Raw genomic sequence first — 18,621 nt, forward strand, 5'->3', positions numbered from 1 at the left:
TTTTAGAAGATAAGTTGCATAACTACTATTTTTTTAAATATTTTAGAAAAATTGAAAATTGTTAATACTTTATTGATTAAATAAACAATATTTGTAATACTTAATTAAATAAATGTATTACTAAAATTATATTTAATAAAAATAATATATAAAAGTTATCTAAATGAGCTCCATAAGATCTATAAAGACCAAATAGAGTAATACAAAATATATAAAAAATAGCTAAAAAGTAATACTTTTTAATAAAATCATAATAAAAATCATAAAAATAAAAGGAGATTAAAAAAAATAAATGGAGTTAAAAAATAAATAAACTCCATTATTTTCCTAAGAAGACCTATTTATCAACACGTTTCCATTCACAAATATTTTGTAGATAATCTTGTGGCATAGTTGGTGGTGTACCCATATCAATATCATCACCTACAAAGTAGCAATGATTATAATCTACAATCCATAACCATGAAGCTTCAGCAGCAGGACCAAATCCATTGTTTGAATCAATATATGCTGCTTTTGCCCAAAGATCATTTGATGCATTAAGATCTGTTGTTGTCATAGCCTGATCTAATACTGAATCAACTTCACTATTGCTATATGCACCAGGATTCATATAATTATCCTCTGTATAGTTTTCTTTTGAATGATACTGTTGATATACTGTTTTATATGGATCTTCTGATGATTGTTGGAAAACAACAGGACTATTATACATATTTTTATAAATTGTATCCCAATCTGTTCCTTCAAGTTCAACTTCAATTCCTAAGTTTTTAGCTTGTTCTTTTACAACAGTTGCTAGTGATTGTCTGTCCATGTTTTTAGCACTGTAGTATAGTTTAAAGGAAGCTTTTAATCCATTTTTCTCTCTTATTCCATCACCATCTGAGTCAACCCATCCACCTTCATCTAAAACTTTTTTAGCTTCATCAACTTGATTATCTTTTACTTTAGCAGCATCATTGCTGTAAGCTCTTAAGTCAATTCCTGTTGAATCTGGTGTTGCATGACCTTGATATACAGTATTTGCAATTTCTTCTCTGTTAATACCAATGTTTAAAGCTTCTCTTATTGCTGGATCTGCTGTTACATTGTTACCTACAGGATTTCCTTGATCTGTTTTTTCACCTGTATCATTAAGGAATGGTAATGATATACCTTGTGCTCTTGAACCTTTATATTCAACCATATGATATCCATCAATTTTTTGATCTAGATTCATAAATGATGCTTGTACAACATCTGCTTGTTTTGATTTTGCATATTCTATTGCATTATCCTCTTCAGGGAAGAGCATTGTTATCTGTTTAAAGTATGGTTTTTGACCATAGTAGTTTTCATTTTCAACAAATATTGCTTGCTGTCCTTTATCCCATTGTTTAAGTTTGTATGGACCTGTTCCTATTGGATTTTTACCGTATGTTTCATTATTATATCCTTTTTCAGGTACAATTCCTATGTATCTTAATGAGTATATGAATGTTGATTGTGGTTTTTTAAGTGTAAATTCTACTGTTGTATCATTTAGTGCTGTTGCATGATCAAGGTTACTCATATCAAGTTCTGAGTTACTTGTTCTTGCTTCATTAAATGTAAATGCTACATCTGATGCTTTAAGTGAATCATTGTTTGAAAATTTTACGTCATCTCTTATATCTACTGTCCATTTTAGTCCATCTGAACTTATATTATATCCTGTTGCTAAGTCATTTTTAATGTTTCCATCTTTATCTGAGTTAAATAAAGTACTTTGAATGAGTGGATTAAAATTTATGTGTCCACATCCCCAACCTGTAAGTGGGTTAAATCCAGCTTCTGGCTCACCTGCATGGTTGATTGATGTTACAACCAGGTGTGTTGGGTCGTTATCTTTTACTCCTCCAAATAAAGATGCTGCTATTGCTACAATTACAACTACTGCTATAACTGCTACTATTGCATATTTATACTTCTTTTGCATTTTCTTTTGCAGCTCCTTGTTTTATATAATTGAAAGATTTTTTTCTATAATGTTTTTAAGTATATTGTTTTATTAAGTGAAAATAAATTTATTGAGATTATCTAACTAGACTTTTTTTTTGAAAAGTTAGAAAAATTGAAAAGTGTTAATACTTTTTGGATTAATTAAACAATATTTGTAATACCTTTTTAGATATTTGTATTACTATATGAATATATAAAAAAAGTAGTATATAAAAGTTACCTAAATGAGCCTCTATTAGGTCTATAAACACCATATAGAGTAATACAAAATATATGAAAAATAGATAAAAAGTAATACTAATTATAAAAATAATCATAAAAAGAAATTATTTGATAAAAAAAAAGGATAAACTTGAAAAAAATAATTTCAAGTAATTCTTTATATTCTATATTTGTCCACAATATTTTTTTAAGAGGTATTTTAAGTTAAATGATTTCCCATTTAAAAAAAAATAACATTATCTAGTATTATTTAGAGTTTAGTTAGTTTATAATTTAAACTTCATTTACATATTTCCTGTTACTATGTCAAAATTTACTACATTTTTTTATTTGAAATAAAAAGTTCATAATTAGTCAAATTTATTTCATATATTTTTTTTAACTTATCTGATTATCGGGGATTTTAGAAAGATTATCATCACTTATGAACTTCTAATAAAATTTTATCAAACCATACCACTTCAATGATTGATAAATGTGCATTAAATATTTGATTTTTCGAATTGTTCCAATAGATTTTCCTATTTTTATAGCTGAAGTTTCTCATTTATGTTTTTTGAAAATTATTTTATGTTAATAATTTTTCATCAATTAAGTTATATTTAATAATACTTTTTTACTAAAAAGTATTACTACTACTATATCTAAAAGTACTACTATATAAAAGTTACTAAAATAAGCCCCCATAAGGTCTATAAACGCCAGATAGAGTAATAAAAAAAATATTAAAAATAGCAAAAAAGTAATAACACATAATAAAATCAAAAAAAATACCTAAAATAAATACATAAAAAATAAAATCTAAGAAAATAAGTTAAATTATAATAAAAGTTAGCGCCGAGAATGGGATTTGAACCCATGAGGAGAAACTCCACGGGATCTCAAGTCCCGCGCCTTACCTGGCTAGGCTATCTCGGCAAATAAAAATAAATTAATTTTAATAATTAAAACTATTAAAGTATATTACTATATATTATAGTAATCCTTTATATAGTTTTCTATCGTCTGAGTATAATTTCATTCAACAATCAATCTAAAAAATGAAAATATGAAATCACCAAACTTAGGATTTAAGTTCGATTTCAATACTTACATTATCAGGAACATTCACTTTCATAACTTGTCTCATAGCACGTTCATCAGCTTCGATGCCTACAAGACGTTTGTGAATTCTTAATTCCCATTTTTCCCATGTAGCTTTTCCTTCACCATCAGGACTTTTTCTTGTTGGTACAACAAGTTTTTTAGTTGGTAAAGGGATAGGACCGGATAAATCTACACCAGTTCTTTCAGCTATACTTTTAAGTTGATTACATACATCTGCAATCTTTTCAGGATCTGTTCCGGTTAATTTAATTCTAGCTTTGTTCATTAATAATTCTCCTTAAAAAACTAATAAAACCCATTAATTAAAAAATAAATAAAAAGAATTACTTTATATTTTCCTAAAAAAAATGAAAACTACACAAGATAACAACTAATAAATTAAATTACATTCCAATAAAAACACTTACATGAATTTTATTAAAAAGATCTAAAAAAGTAATTGTTAGGAATTATGTGTAAGTTGACATACTAATTTTTTTATCTAAAAAAGAAAAAATATAAGTAAAAAAATTTATTTTACTTATTTTTTGTCGGTTATGTCTATACACATACCTGCTGCTACGGTTTGACCCATATCACGGATAGCGAATCTTCCCATGTGAGGGATTTCTTTAATGTTTTCGATAACCATAGGTTTTGTTGGTTTAATTGTTACTAATGCAGCATCTCCTGTTTTAAGGAAGTCAGGGTTTTCTTCTTTAGGTTGTCCTGTTGCAGGGTCAAGTTTTACATCTAAAGATAAGAAAGTACATGCAATTTGTGCTGTGTGTGCGTGGAATACAGGTGTGTATCCAACTGTGATTACACCAGGGTGTTGTAATACAACGATTTGTGCTTTGAATTCTTTAGCAACCGTTGGAGGGTTTTTGGTTGTTCCAGCAACGTCTCCTCTTTTTACATCGTTTTTACCTACACCTCTTACGTTGAATCCAACGTTGTCTCCAGGTTCAGCTTTTTCGAGAATTTCGTGGTGCATTTCGATAGATTTAACTTCTCCAGTTACTCCTGCTGGTTCGAATGCTACGTTATCTCCGGAATTTAATACTCCTGTTTCTACTCTTCCTACAGGTACTGTACCTACTCCTGTAATTGAGTATACATCTTGAATAGGTAATCTTAAAGGTAAGTCTACAGGTTTATCTGGTTCATCAAGTGCATCTAATTCTTGTACTAAGGTGTTTCCTTTGTACCAAGGTGTGTTTGCACTTTTATCTGTGATGTTGTCTCCTTCAAATGCTGAAACTGGGATGAAAGGAACTTCTGAAGGTTTGAAACCTACTGATGCGATGAGTTTTCCTAATTCTTCTTTAAGTTCGTTGAATTTGTTTTCATCGTAGTCTACTACATCCATTTTGTTAATTGCAATAATTAACTGGTTGATACCTAATGTTTTTGATAAGAAGATGTGTTCTTTTGTTTGTGGCATGATACCGTCGTTTGCTGCTACTACAAGTACAGCTGCATCTGCTTGTGATGCTCCTGTAATCATGTTTTTAACAAAGTCACGGTGTCCTGGACAATCTACAACTGTGTATTCGTATTTTTGTGTTTCGAATTTAGCGTGAGCGAGGTCGATTGTTACTCCTCTTTCTCTTTCTTCTCCGAGTCTGTCCATTACAAATCTGAATTTGTCTTCTCCATCATCTAATTGTTGTTCAGCAATAGCTCCTTCTAATAATAAAAGGTGTCCTACTAATGTTGATTTACCGTGGTCTACGTGACCTATGAATGCTAAGTTCATGTGTGTTTTTTCTTTTGCCATTATATATCCTCCATATATTAAACATGTTTTTGAATATAATTTAATAAATCAAGAACTATTTAAAATGAATAGTATGATTTATCAGTTGTTAGCAAGCCGATTGCTAGATTTTAAAAACAATAAATTATTTTCTATATATCTAGAGAACGTCCTCTAACATAGTAATGTAAAAACTATATCACAAAGAAATATAACCAGGGAATAGTTATATTCCCCTGCAAATATAATTTCTCCAAATAATCTTTAATTACTTATTTGCTTTCTAAATTACTTACAAGAGTAAATCTAGAATTATTCCATAATAATTTATGTAATATATTAATTAAAATTTATGTTTATTGTTATTAATATACTTTGTCATTTATCTTTCTCATAAAAATTTAAAATTATGTGAAAAATAAGAAAAAAGAAAGTATACAAGGAAATTTGTATACTTATCCTAAGTAGTGATCAGGTCCATATGGTTCTGGTGTAAGACCTTTTCTTTGACGGATTTCTTTTACGATTTGATTTTGTAATTCTCTAGGAATTCTTTCAAATCCTGAGTTTTCTGTTGACCAGATACAACGTCCTTCTGCTGCTGATCTTATATCTCCAGCAAATCCGAACATTTCAGATACAGGTACTTTGGATTCTATGGTTGACATATCTCCATCTTGACCCATTTCTACAATTTGTCCTCTTCTGTTTTGTATTTCACGTGTAGCAGCACCCATGTAATCTTGAGGTACGCTGATGAATACTTTCTGCATAGGTTCCATTAATGTAGGTTGTGCTAACATGATAGCTCCGTATACTGCTTTTCTGATAGCAGGTAATACTTGTGCAGGTCCTCTGTGTACAGCATCTTCGTGTATTTTTGCATCCATAAGACTTATTTTTACACCCATTGCTTTTTCATTTGCGAGTGGTCCGTCATCAAGTGCGCTTTCAAATCCTTCCATTAATAACTCTTTGATCTCATCTAAGTATTGGATACCACGAGTTTTGTTTACAAATATACTGTGTTTGTATACATCCCATACTTTTTTAGCTTCATCTTTGTCAAGTCCGTATTCTTGGAATACTTTTGCAGATTCTTTACCTTTTACTCTTCCTTCTTGGATTGCTCCTTCAGAAATAGCTCCCATTAATTCATCTGATAATGGTTCAATATCTATGTAGAATCTGTTGTGTTTGTTAGGTGATTTACCTTCAACATTTGTAGCTGTACCAGCAATTGTTTCTCTGTATACTACAATAGGTTCAGATGTTTCTACTTCAAGTCCTTTATCATTAATTCTGTAGATGATAACTTCAAGGTGTAATTCACCCATACCAGCAATTAAGTGTTCACCGGTTTCTTCGTTAATTTCTACTCTTAATGTAGGGTCTTCTTTACCAACTTGTCTTAATACTTCGATAAGTTTTGGTAAATCTTTTGTGTTTTTAGCTTCTACAGCAACTGTTACTACAGGTTCTGAGATGTGTTCAAGACTTTCAAATGGTGCAATGTTGTGGTCTGCATCTGTGATGGTTTCCCCAGCAATAGCTCCTCTTGCTCCTGTAATAGCTACAATGTTACCTGCAGGAACTGTGTCTGTGTTGATTCTTTCAGGACCCATATATACTCCAACTTGTTGGGTTCTTGCTTTGGACATTGAACCTACAAAGAAGATTTCTGATCCTTTTTCAATTGATCCACCGTATACACGACCGGTTGCAATTTCTCCAGCGTGTTTATCGATACTTACATCTGTTACCATTACAGCAAGTGGTGATTCTGAATCAGTGTTGATCATACCTTGACCTTCAACAGATTCGATGTCTCCAGACCAAATTTTAGGTACCCTGTATGCTTGTGCAATTTTTGGGCTTGGTAAGTGTTCTACTACCATACCGAGAATTACTTCTTCGATTTTTATTTTACTTGCTAATTCTTTTTGTTTATCTTCGTTACAGTATTCAATGATGTCTTTGAAGGTAATGTTTGTTTTTAACATTGTTGGTACGTTAATAGCCCAGTTGTGGTATGCTGAACCGAATGCAACGGTACCGTCTTCAATTTTAACTTGCCATTCTTCTTTGAATTGTTTAGGAGCCATGTTTTTGATGAGTTTGTTTACTCCTGCAATGATTTTTACAAATCTGTTTTGTAATTCAAGGTCGTCAAGTTTTAATTCGTTTATAAGTCTGTCTACTTTGTTAATGAAAAGTACAGGTCTTACGTTTTCTTTTAAAGCTTGTCTTAATACTGTTTCAGTTTGAGGCATGATACCTTCTACTGCACATACAACTACTACAGCACCGTCTACTGCTCTCATTGCACGTGTTACGTCTCCACCAAAGTCAACGTGACCAGGTGTATCGATTAAGTTGATAAGGTAGTTTTTATCTTCATAATCGTGTACCATTGATACGTTTGCTGCATCAATTGTAATTCCTCTTTCTTGTTCTTGTTCATCGAAATCAAGGAATCTTTGATCTCCAGCAAGTTCTGAGGATATCATTCCTGCTGCTGCAAGAAGGTTATCTGATAATGTTGTTTTTCCGTGGTCGATGTGAGCTACAATACCAATGTTTCTGATGTATTCAGGCTCATACATTAATTCTTTAATCTTTTTAATCATTTGATCTCTTCGACTCAAATATATCACCTAAAATGTTAAATTACGTTATAAAAAATTACTTTATAAATCTATTTTTATCATAAGTATTTAATAAAGTCTATCTAATTTTAAAAAAAAAATAAAATAAAAAAAAGTAGTAGTTTAAAATCTAGTGTGCTGATCTTGCTACTCTTTCTTTTTCTTCTTTTTTCTGTACAGCGAAGCTTCTTGAATCTTCTTCTGATGCAAGAAGAATTTCATCAGCAAGACATTGTGCTGCAGATTTTTTGTTTTTGAATGCAGATTGCATCGCACCTTTTGTTAAAAATCCAAGTGAAAGGTCTACTCTTCTTTGTGGTGCGATATCTACTGCTATTTGGTATCCGATTCCACCGTATTTGATACGTGTGGTTTCTTCTCTAGGTGCTGTGTTTTCTACAGCTTTTACTAAAACTTGTACAGGGTTTTGTTTTGTTTTGTTGTTGATTATTTCTAAAGCACCTTCTACAATGGAGTATGCTTTGTTTTTCTTACCACTGTTTCTTTCTGTTCTCATGATTTTATTCATAAGTCTTTCTACAATTGATACTTTGGATTTTGCAAATTGTCTTTTTACGTGACGTCCCATTGTGTGTGGTACAACAACTTCATCAAGACATACGTAGTTTTGTAATCCCATATCTTCTACTGTAACTTCTGTTACATCCCATTTATCGAATAATTTAAAGCTCATTTTAATTAATTCTCCTTCAACAAAATCTATCTAACTGGTTTTTCGATTTTTCCACTTACCATTTCAGATAAAGCTACGTTGTTTACTTTTGTAACTTTCCATCTTACTCCAGGAATATCTCCCATAGACCTACCTGATGGTCCACCGATTCCTTCAATCATTACTTCGTCGTGTTCATCAATAAAACCGATAGCTCCGTCACCTGGTGCGAAAGCTGTGATTTGTTTTCCGTTTTTAATTAATTGAACTCTTACACATTTTCTGATAGCAGAGTTAGGCTGTTTTGCTTCTATACCTACTTTTTCAATTACAATTCCTCTAGCTTGAGGTGATCCTTCTAGTGGATCTGCTTTAATGTTTAATCCGAGGGTTTTTCTTTTGTATTGTGTATCTTTCCATCGGAAATTCTGTCTGTTATCTTTTAATTTTTTTGCTGCGAATAATCCTGGCAAATTTATTCCTCCATTTATACTTGTTTTTATTTATAAAAAATTTTGTTTATTTTCTATTCAAAGTTCTACATGTGTATGTCTTGATAATATTTTATCAAGTTTTACCATGCTATTTAATATTTTAATATTTGTGTGAAATAATTCACATACTTTTCATTATAGATTAGTATTAACTGAGTTTTTGTTTTAAGAATTATGATAGAAGAATAAAAGTATTAAAATACTTTTTTGTCTATCAAAATAAAACTAATCATAAATATGGTTATTTTATGATAATATTACTAATTTCAAATTGTCTTTTAGCAAATTGTCTAGCTCGCTGAATATTCTGACCATTTTTACCAATAGCCTTACGTTTACTCTTTGAGTCGACATCCAAGGTAGCGATTTTATTACCTTTTGCATCTTCATCAAATTCAATTGAATTGATAGTTGCAGAAGATAATAAATTTTTTATAAATTCGCCGGGATCGTCAGAGTGTTCAAGGATTTCAACACTTCTGTCAACACTTTTTTGCATTTTGCCAATAGTACTTCCATTTTTTCCTATGGCTAATCCCATGTCTCCTTTTTTTACCAAAAAAGTAATTTTATTATGTTCGTCATCTATAATACAGTCCTTAACCGTTGTACTTGTTATTGTTTCAAAAAGTGCAATATATTTGATTTCATTGGTTGTAAACTTGACGGACATAGTATCAATTTACTCCTTTAACTCTAAGATGTTAGAGTCTCCAGGTTCTTGTACTACTAGAACTGTTACTGTGAATGGTTTACCACAGATTGAACCTAGTTCTACACTTGAACCTTCAAATGTGTATACTGGCATTTCTGATAGTTTAGCATATGTTTCTACATCTGCTTTCACATCTTTTGGAGCATTTTCTGCAATAATTGCTAATTCTCCGTTTCCAAGTTTAATTGCTTGGAGTGATTTATTGGATCCTAATATAACCTTACCAGTGTCTACGGCTACACGTATCCCTCTTTCTATATCCATGTACTGCCTCCTAATTTTTATCTTTCATTACAACGCCAACAGACCCAGTTCCATGGGGTATTGGCTGACCAACAATAACATTCTCGATGATTCCTGTTAGATCGTCAGTTTCTCCACGTATACTTGCATTAAGTAAGTGTTTTCCAGTTTCTTCGAATGCTGCACGTGCTAAAACACTAGATTTTTCTCCACTAATACCATGTCTTCCGATAGATTTTACTACTCCATCTACAGTCATCATATCAGCAACGAGCATAATATGTCTAATATCTACACTAAGCCCTTGTTCTTCCATTGTTGTGTACAACTCATGGATGATAGCATTACGAGCTGCTTCAATTCCAAGAACTTTCTCAATTTCAAATATATCGTTTGTTGTTGTTCTAACGATGTCAACACCGTCAATTTTCAAGATAGCTCCAATATTGGATCCTTCTGTGTGAATAACCCATTCATTGTGCTCATGACGAATAACAACTTTACCGATACCTTTAACACCACTAATCTGGAGATCTCTGATCTTATCTGCTAGTAATCTTAATTCTCGAATACCTTGTTGCATTTTTTCTTCATCTTTAGAAAAAGTGGTTTCAAAACTCAGTAAATTATTATTTATCTTTACATGTTTAAAAGTCTTTTCTATTACAGAGGTAACTTCATCAAGTTCAAGTCTTCTTTCATCAAGAATATCTTGATCAATTTCAGCTGAAATAGTATTGTCCATGTAATTTACATTAAAGTTTTTTATAACATCATTTAATGTAATTTTACCGATTTTATTACCCATTTTTCTAATAAATTCCTCATCATCTCTATATTCTTCTGTAAAGTATATATCCATTGTAGGTGTTGAAATCTTCTTACGAGCGTCAACAACCTCAATAAGACGAGGAAGCCCTAGAGTTACGTTTAACTCTACTACCCCTGCATAGTGAAAAGTACGCATGGTCATCTGAGTACCAGGTTCACCTACAGACTGAGCTGCAATTGTACCTACGGATTCTCCAGGTTCAACTTCTTCACGTTCATATGCTTCTTTAACTTTAATAACTAATGTATTTAATTCATCATCAGATAAATTATTACGATTTGCTGCTTGTGTTATTTCTTCAACAAGTTTTATAGGGAAATAACTTGCACCATTTTCATTAATAACAGCTTGAACTGTTTCAATATCAAATTCCATACTTAATCCACCTTATTTACCCATCTCAGATGTTTCTAATCTCATTTCTTCAATTAATTTATCTAAGTTTGCAACTTGTCCATAATCACTTTTTGCAGGGTTAATTCCATCTTCACCGTATTTGAATTGTACAACTCCACCACGGTTGTCACGTACTGTACCATCTTCACATACACTAAGATCGTGAAGTGCGTTAACAAGACGTCTCTGCATGTAACCACTCTGTGCTGTACGGATAGCTGTATCTACCAGTCCTTCACGTCCTCCCATAGCGTGGAAGAAAAATTCGAGTGGATCAAGTCCATGTTTGTAACTGCTGTGTACGAAACCACTAGCTTTTGAACCCACATCCCCTTTGTGGAAGTGAGGTAATGTACGGTCAATGTAACCCCTATTAATACGTCCTCCACGAACAGCCTGCTGACCTACACAAGTAGCAATCTGTGTTAAGTTAAGCATGGATCCACGAGCACCAGTAAGTGCCATAATTACAGCACTGTTGCTTGTACTGAAGTAGTGTTCAGCAATAACCCCAGTATTATCCCTTGCTTCCCCGAGCACTTGCATGATTTTCATCTCAAGTGTTTCACGTAAGCTACGTCCAGGAAGTGCTTCAAGTTCATTATTTTCATATGCTTGAATAAGTTGTTCCACTTTAGCATCTGATTTTTCAAGAAGTTCTGCAATTCTTTCTTCTGCTTCTTTAGGAATTTCCTCATCAGCAGTACCAGTTGTAAATCCTCTCTGCATTACCCCTCCATATACAGCAAGTTTTGTTGCATGGTCAAGGAAGTAACGAGCTTCACTAGGTCCGAATTGTTTTACGATAGCATCAAGTATTTTACCACTACCTGATCCGTATCCTTTATCATCAACAACTCCTCTGAGAAGTTCTCCGTTTTTAATTACAACGTAAGCATCATATTCACAGTTTTCATGTTTACATTCTTCACAATTTCTACAAATTTCTGCTTTATAAACAAGGTTAAGTTTATCAGGTAAAAGAAGACTGAATATTTCTTTTCCTGTCCAATCTCGTTTTTTAGGTTCTGGAAGTTCCATTTTTGATCTTTTAATGATCTGGAATGCTTTTTCTTCTGCATATTTTGTATCTGCGTGTGTAAGTAAGTATGCTCCTGTAATGTGATCGTGAATAGCTCCGATAATTGGACCACCATAACGAGGTGATAAGATATGTTCTTGTACTTTCATGATCTCATTTGCTTCAGCACGAGCTTCAGGTGTCTGGAATACGTGCATGTTCATTTCGTCCCCATCGAAATCCGCGTTGTATGGAGGACATACACATAAGTTTAATCTGAATGTTTTATATGGAAGTACACGTACTTCGTGAGCCATCATTGACATACGGTGAAGTGAAGGCTGACGGTTGAATAGTACAATATCTCCATCAATAATATGTCTTTCTACGATGTATCCAGGTTCTAAGTTTTCAATAACTGTTTCTTTTGTTTCATCATATACTCTGATTTTACGACCATCAGGTCTTATGATATAGTTTGCACCAGGATGTACATCTGGACCATTTCTGATGTATTCTTTCATTTTTTCCATGTTCCATTCAGTTACAGAAATAGGTACTGTTACCTCTTTTGCAATCATTTCAGGAACTCCAACTTCGTTAATACTGAGTGTTGGATCTGGTGAAATTACAGTACGTGCTGAGAAGTTTACACGTTTACCTGCAAGGTTACTTCTGAACCTTCCTTCTTTTCCTTTAAGACGTTGTGCTAATGTTTTAAGAGGTCTTCCTGATCTGTGTCTTGCAGGAGGTACTCCTGATGCTTCGTTATCAAAGTATGTTGTAACGTGGTATTGGAGTAATTCCCATAAATCTTCAACAATAAGTTGAGGTGCTCCAGCTTCAAGGTTTTCTTTTAATCTCTGGTTGATTCTTAAAATATCAACAAGTTTGTGAGTAAGGTCATCTTCTGATCTTTCTCCTGTTTCAAGAGTAATTGATGGTCTTACTGTTACAGGTGGTACTGGAAGTACTGTTAATACCATCCATTCAGGTCTTGCAACTTCAGGATTTATACCAATGAATATGTAATCTTCTTCTGGAATATTTTCAAGTCTTTCTCTTACTTCACTAGCTGTTAATTTATAGTTACCTTCTACAAGTGAGATAGGTTTGTCTATTTTAACTTCTATTTGTTCTTCTTCACAGTGTGGACATTTTTCTTTTTTAGCTGTTAGGTGAATTTGTTTAAGAATATCTGAGATATCTTCACCATTTTCTAATTTTTCTTCGAGTTTTGCTTTGTATGATAATTTTTCAGTACCAGTAAGAAGTACTCGTCCACATTTACGACATGTTGATCTTAATATTTTGTGGATTGTATCTGCAAATCCTACATGTATTACAGGTCTTGCAAAGTTAATATGTCCAAAGTGACCTTGACATTCTCCACCTTTTGATCCACAGGTACGACATTTAAGTCCAGGATCTATTACACCAAGTCTTGGATCCATAAGTCCTGCTTCAATTGGATATCCATCTTCATCGTATGTATCTGGTGTTACAATTTTAGTTACAGACATCTTTCTTATAGTTTCTGGTGACATTAAACCAAAATCTATTTCAGATACTTTTTTAAATATTTCTTTCAACTGTAAGTTCCCTCCTTAAATTTATGCTTTGTCTTCCAGTACAAGATTTGGTGATATACATAGTGATTTTAATTCATCAAGTAATAATTTAAATGCATATGAAATCTCAATTGGGAATGTTTCTGTTTCTCCACAGATTGCACAGTAGGTTCTGTCTCTTATTTTATCACGTACTGCAAGTCTTCCACATTCACCACATATAAGTGCTTCATATTTATCTGACTCATCAAGTAATCTTTCTTTAAGTGCTAAAGCTGCACCGTGAGCAATGAGACAGTCACGTTCCATTTCCCCAAATCTAAGTCCACCTTCTCTTGCTCTACCTTCTGTAGGCTGACGTGTAAGTACTTGTACAGGTCCTCTACTTCTTGCATATACTTTATCTGATGTCATGTGGTGTAGTTTCTGGTAGTATGCTACTCCTACAAAGATCTCAGCTTTAAATCTTTCCCCTGTAATACCATTGTATAATTGTTCACGTCCATGGGTTTCAAATCCATTAGCTTTTAGTAATGCTTTAAGATCGTCTTCTGGAACTCCAGTAAATGGTGTACCATCAATACGCATTCCTTGCATACATCCTGCTTTACCTGCTACCATCTCAATAATCTGTCCAATGGACATCCTTGATGGAATAGCGTGTGGGTTGATCATTAAATCAGGACACATACCTTGTTCATTAAATGGCATGTTTTCTTGTGGAACAATAAGTCCAAGTACCCCTTTCTGTCCGTGTCTTGATGCGAATTTGTCACCGTATTCAGGTTGTCTGTGATCACGTACTTTTACTTTTGCAAGTTTGTTTCCTTCAATTGTTTCTGTAAGCATTACTTTATCAACAATACCATGTTCTCCGTGTCTTACTGTAACTGAAGTTTCACGTCTTCTTTCTGCTACTGTACCAAATTCATCTACATCTTCAAGGAATCTTGGAGGTGATGTTTTACCAATAAGTACATCTCCACTTGTTACTTGTACTTCCGGATTTATAAGTCCATCTTCATCGAGGTTTTTATATACTTCTTCTGATCTGTATCCTCTTACCATACTTTCTGGATATTCAAAGTGGTCTTCTTGTCCACCAGGATATCTTCTTTCTGATGCTTCATATGATCTGAAAAATGATGATCTTCCAAGTCCACGTTCAAGTGATGCTTTGTTCATAACAAGAGCATCTTCCATGTTACATCCTTGGTATGAAAGAATTGCTACAACAAAGTTCTGACCAGATGGTCTTTTATCATACTCTGTTGATACCATACTTTTTGTTTTTACAACAGGCATTTGTGGCTGGTGTAAAAGGTGTGCTCTTGTATCTGTTCTTAAGTTGTAGTTTGATACATAAAGACCAAGAGCCTGTTTTGTCATCCCTGCTTCCATTGTGTTCCTAGGTGAGGAGTTATGGTCAGCATATGGAATAATACCTGCACAGATACCAAGCATTGTTGATGGATCTATTTCAAGGTGGGTGTGTTCTTCTGTAATGTCTTCTTCAAACATTGCAATGTATAGATTTTCTTCTTCTTCAGCATCGATGTATTCAATGATTCCATTTTCTATAAGATCAAACCATTTCATTTCACCTGCTGCTACAGCATCGATGATTTCATCTGTAAGTTTTGATACTCCATCTTCTACTATTACAAGAGGTCTTCTTGCTCGTCCAGGATCTGTAAATATGAATATTTCATTATTTTCTGCATAGTAGGTAATGTTAAGTTCATGAGTTAGTTCATTAGATCGTCTTTTTGTTTTAACTTCATTTACAAATAATTCTGGCTCATCAGTAGTTCCAATTAATTTACCATTTATATATATTTTTACTGTTGGCATTCTATTTACTCCCTCAATATTTATGATTCCATATTATGATCTAATGGTGTTATATAGTCGAGTTGTTTAATATCTTCTTCAATATCTTTAAGTGGATATCCTTCTGATATTTTTGTTACGATAGCAAGGTTTTTTACAAGTCCACAGTTTGGACCTTCCGGTGTTTCGTTAGGACAGATTTTACCGAACTGTGTTGGGTGTAAATCCCTAGCTTCAAAGTGAGGCTGACTTCTTGAAAGTGGTGATACTACACGTTTAAGGTGTGATAGTGTTCCCATGTAACTTGTTCTGTCAAGAAGCTGACTTACTCCAGCTCTTCCTCCAACCCAGTTACCTGTTGCTATTGCGTGTTTTATATTTTCTGTTATAACATCTGATCTTACAGCTTGTTTTATTGAAGGTTCTTTTCCACGTGATAGGCTACGTTCTAGTTGATATGTCATATCACGAGTTAAGCTTGTAAATGCTACTCTGAATAGATCTTCCATAAGATCTCCAGATACTCTTAATCTTTTATTTGCGTAGTGGTCCTTATCGTGAGGTTCACGTTCACCATTTATAACCTGTAGGAGCATATCTGCCATTTCTGCAAGATATACAGCTTTGTCAATACGATCTTCAGGTTCTACACCAATGTGAGGTAAGAGGTATCTGTCAATAACATCTTCTGCTCTTTTAATTTTGTATTCTTCTGTCATTCCTTTTGCTACTCTGTTACCAATGTATTTGATTGCATCGTATTTTGTTGTAACACCTGTTGTTTGAATATCGTCAATTAATAAGAATTGTGTATTTATATCATCAGATACACTGTTTACTAAATCTACATCTCTTTCAAATCCAAGTGCTCTTAATAGGATTACAAGTGGTATTTCTCCAGGTACATATGGGAATGAAATTCTTAGGAATACTCCTTTTTTATGTGGTTTTCTGTATTCAAGTGTTATTCTTGCACGGAATCCACTTTTTATTGAAGTTACAACAGCTCTTGCTCTTCTATCTTCAATATCTTTTTCACTCTGTTCAAGTATAATTTTGTTAGGAGCAATTTCTTCCATAGTTACAATAGCTCTTTCTGATCCATTTACTATGAAGTATCCTCCAGGATCCTGTGGATCTTCTCCTACTTTTTCAAGTTCCGCATCATTAAGTCCATGTAGGTGACATGCTTTTGATTTTAGCATGACAGGTAATTCACCTATATACACTTTTTCCATTTCATAATCATCACTGTCTCCTTTAACAAGAGCCATGTCAAGATACATGTGAGCTGAGTAGTTAAGGTTTCTTAGTCTTGCTTCTGATGGTTCAATTATACTTTTAGATCCATCTGCTTCTTTTATAAAAGGTTTAACTATTTCAACATCACCAGTTTTAATAGTATATTCACCATGATCCAATGTTATTGGTTCTGTAATATCAACAATTTCCTGAATCTTATTGTCTAGGAAATCATTGTATGACCGAATATGGTGGTCTACTATATCATACTCATCAAAATATGAATCAACTAAAGACCATGCGTTTTTTGTCATATATCCATCTCCATTTTGAAAAGAATAGCTTTATTTTTTTTAGTAGTTTACACACTATTTGCTACTAAAGGGTTTTCTTTTCTAAATAATAATTTACATCGTTATCAATTGTAGATAAGTTGTTAATTTTTAGGGGATTCATAAAATAAAATTCTAAATCAAAACAAGGGTATTTTTAATTGCATCTATGTGTAATTTAAAGAAAACTAGATTTATTTCTATTAATATTGTGATGGTATAATTAATAAAAATATAACATCTACATTAAATTCCACTATAAATGACTATCATATGTTCATATTCACATTAGATATTGGTAAAAAAAGTAATTAAATTATTTAATTATTAAGAAATCTTGAAATTCTCCGGATATGATGCAATTAATGAAACATAAAGTCCCCACATCATCATTCGAAATAATTAGTAAAAAAAATAATAATAACAATTCCAACAATTTCTTTTTTTGTAGAAATATTTCTAAATTTATAAATAACCCATCACTTAATCTAATATGAATAAAAAAATAATTTAACTCCACATTTTATGCACTTAAATTAATACATAAAAGCTGAGAAAAGAATCCTTTGTTATGATATTAGATATTATTATACAAATTTATCATTAAACAAATATCCACCAATCATTTTAAGAAGTAACTCTTTTTACTTTATCTTAAATACTTTCTTAAAATAATTTATATTTCATAATTAATTTTAGAATAAAATATTTGATTCTATTTAAAACAGCGATAAATAGAATTTCAAATCTTTAAAGGAAACATGATTTAAAAAAAATTAAATTCTATAAATTAATACGTATATCATATATTTTTTATTCATTATATAAAAACATTAGGTTTTTTTTTAATAAATAAAATCTAGAAAAAAATAGCTAAATAAAACACAATATTACACATCATGAATTTTTAATATAATATTAAATAAAATTGATTTTAAAAAAAATAAATTGTTAGAAAAATCACATTTATTCTCTAACAATTCTGTATGAAACAAAAATACCTGCTGTCATACTTTTTCTTGTAATTTTTATAAGATCTCCTACTTTAGCATCAATTGCTTTTACTACAGGATCATCTGGTAAAATTTTAGGTACTTGATCTGGTCTTACATCTTGTTCTTCAAAAACTTTCTGTGCTTCTTCTTCTGATAAAATTGTATGTTCAGGCACTAAATCGTGTTGTAAAATATCAACTTTCAAAATATATCCTCCAAATAAAACTCTATATTAATTACATGATTATTTGATAAAATTCAAAAATAATTAAAAAAACATTAAATTATCAACAATATTAATAGATCTAGAATTTATGATATAAATAAATTTAACATAAAAACATAGAAAATTTCTGAAAAAAATAATTATTAACAAAAAATAAATCTAAAATAATTATGTATCAAAATAAAATGCTGTAAAAATAATTTAAGCGGGCCCGACGGGAGTTGAACCCGCGACCGCCTGGTTAAAAGCCAGGCGCTCTCCCAGACTGAGCTACGAGCCCTAAAATAAAAGTGCAAGCGCCTTGGCCGGGATTTGAACCCGAGTCGCAGGCTCGACAGGCCTGCATG

General features: G+C 32.2%; 13 protein-coding genes and 2 tRNA genes. All 15 read right to left on the reverse strand.

The genetic code is table 11. From position 1 onward, the window contains the following. Nucleotides 1–337 precede the first annotated feature (337 nt). Nucleotides 338–1,960, reverse strand: a complete 1,623-nt coding sequence (locus tag MRZ80_RS05245; protein WP_292536883.1) for an ABC transporter substrate-binding protein — start codon at nucleotides 1,958–1,960, stop codon at nucleotides 338–340. A 1,080-nt stretch (nucleotides 1,961–3,040) separates the two neighbouring features. Continuing rightward, nucleotides 3,041–3,123: transfer RNA gene (locus MRZ80_RS05250), tRNA-Ser, on the reverse strand. A 145-nt stretch (nucleotides 3,124–3,268) separates the two neighbouring features. Next, nucleotides 3,269–3,577, reverse strand: coding sequence for a 30S ribosomal protein S10 (gene rpsJ, locus MRZ80_RS05255; protein WP_292536885.1), 309 nt, complete (start codon nucleotides 3,575–3,577; stop codon nucleotides 3,269–3,271). Between the two features lie 255 nt (nucleotides 3,578–3,832). Further along, nucleotides 3,833–5,074 (reverse strand): translation elongation factor EF-1 subunit alpha, encoded by a 1,242-nt coding sequence (gene tuf / locus MRZ80_RS05260; protein WP_292536888.1) that lies wholly within the window; start codon nucleotides 5,072–5,074, stop codon nucleotides 3,833–3,835. A 434-nt stretch (nucleotides 5,075–5,508) separates the two neighbouring features. Continuing rightward, nucleotides 5,509–7,701 (reverse strand): elongation factor EF-2, encoded by a 2,193-nt coding sequence (locus MRZ80_RS05265; RefSeq protein WP_292536890.1) that lies wholly within the window; start codon nucleotides 7,699–7,701, stop codon nucleotides 5,509–5,511. Nucleotides 7,702–7,831: 130 nt separating this feature from the next. Beyond that, a complete protein-coding gene (locus tag MRZ80_RS05270; protein ID WP_292536893.1) occupies nucleotides 7,832–8,395 on the reverse strand; it encodes a 30S ribosomal protein S7 in 564 nt (187 codons plus the stop codon). A gap of 26 nt (nucleotides 8,396–8,421) precedes the next feature. Then, nucleotides 8,422–8,847, reverse strand: coding sequence for a 30S ribosomal protein S12 (locus MRZ80_RS05275; protein ID WP_011406944.1), 426 nt, complete (start codon nucleotides 8,845–8,847; stop codon nucleotides 8,422–8,424). Nucleotides 8,848–9,109: 262 nt separating this feature from the next. Beyond that, nucleotides 9,110–9,541, reverse strand: a complete 432-nt coding sequence (locus tag MRZ80_RS05280; RefSeq protein ID WP_292536901.1) for a NusA-like transcription termination signal-binding factor — start codon at nucleotides 9,539–9,541, stop codon at nucleotides 9,110–9,112. Nucleotides 9,542–9,550: 9 nt separating this feature from the next. Then, complete coding sequence (locus MRZ80_RS05285) at nucleotides 9,551–9,847, reverse strand: 50S ribosomal protein L30e (RefSeq protein ID WP_292536904.1); 297 nt, start codon at nucleotides 9,845–9,847, stop codon at nucleotides 9,551–9,553. A gap of 10 nt (nucleotides 9,848–9,857) precedes the next feature. After that, nucleotides 9,858–11,033, reverse strand: coding sequence for a DNA-directed RNA polymerase subunit A'' (gene rpoA2, locus MRZ80_RS05290; protein ID WP_292536907.1), 1,176 nt, complete (start codon nucleotides 11,031–11,033; stop codon nucleotides 9,858–9,860). 12 nt (nucleotides 11,034–11,045) lie between these two features. Further along, entirely contained in the window at nucleotides 11,046–13,667 is a 2,622-nt protein-coding gene (locus MRZ80_RS05295; protein WP_292536909.1) for a DNA-directed RNA polymerase subunit A', read from the reverse strand. Nucleotides 13,668–13,688: 21 nt separating this feature from the next. Further along, nucleotides 13,689–15,500 (reverse strand): DNA-directed RNA polymerase subunit B, encoded by a 1,812-nt coding sequence (rpoB, locus tag MRZ80_RS05300; protein WP_292536911.1) that lies wholly within the window; start codon nucleotides 15,498–15,500, stop codon nucleotides 13,689–13,691. 20 nt (nucleotides 15,501–15,520) lie between these two features. After that, nucleotides 15,521–17,035 (reverse strand): DNA-directed RNA polymerase subunit B'', encoded by a 1,515-nt coding sequence (locus MRZ80_RS05305; protein ID WP_292536913.1) that lies wholly within the window; start codon nucleotides 17,033–17,035, stop codon nucleotides 15,521–15,523. A gap of 984 nt (nucleotides 17,036–18,019) precedes the next feature. Continuing rightward, nucleotides 18,020–18,253: a DNA-directed RNA polymerase subunit H gene (locus MRZ80_RS05310; protein WP_292536915.1), complete on the reverse strand. Its 234-nt coding sequence runs from the start codon at nucleotides 18,251–18,253 to the stop codon at nucleotides 18,020–18,022. A gap of 227 nt (nucleotides 18,254–18,480) precedes the next feature. Beyond that, nucleotides 18,481–18,554: transfer RNA gene (locus MRZ80_RS05315), tRNA-Lys, on the reverse strand. Between the last annotated feature and the right edge of the window lie 67 nt (nucleotides 18,555–18,621).

The organism is Methanosphaera sp., assembly GCF_022768985.1.
Classification (GTDB): Archaea; Methanobacteriota; Methanobacteria; order Methanobacteriales; family Methanobacteriaceae; genus Methanosphaera.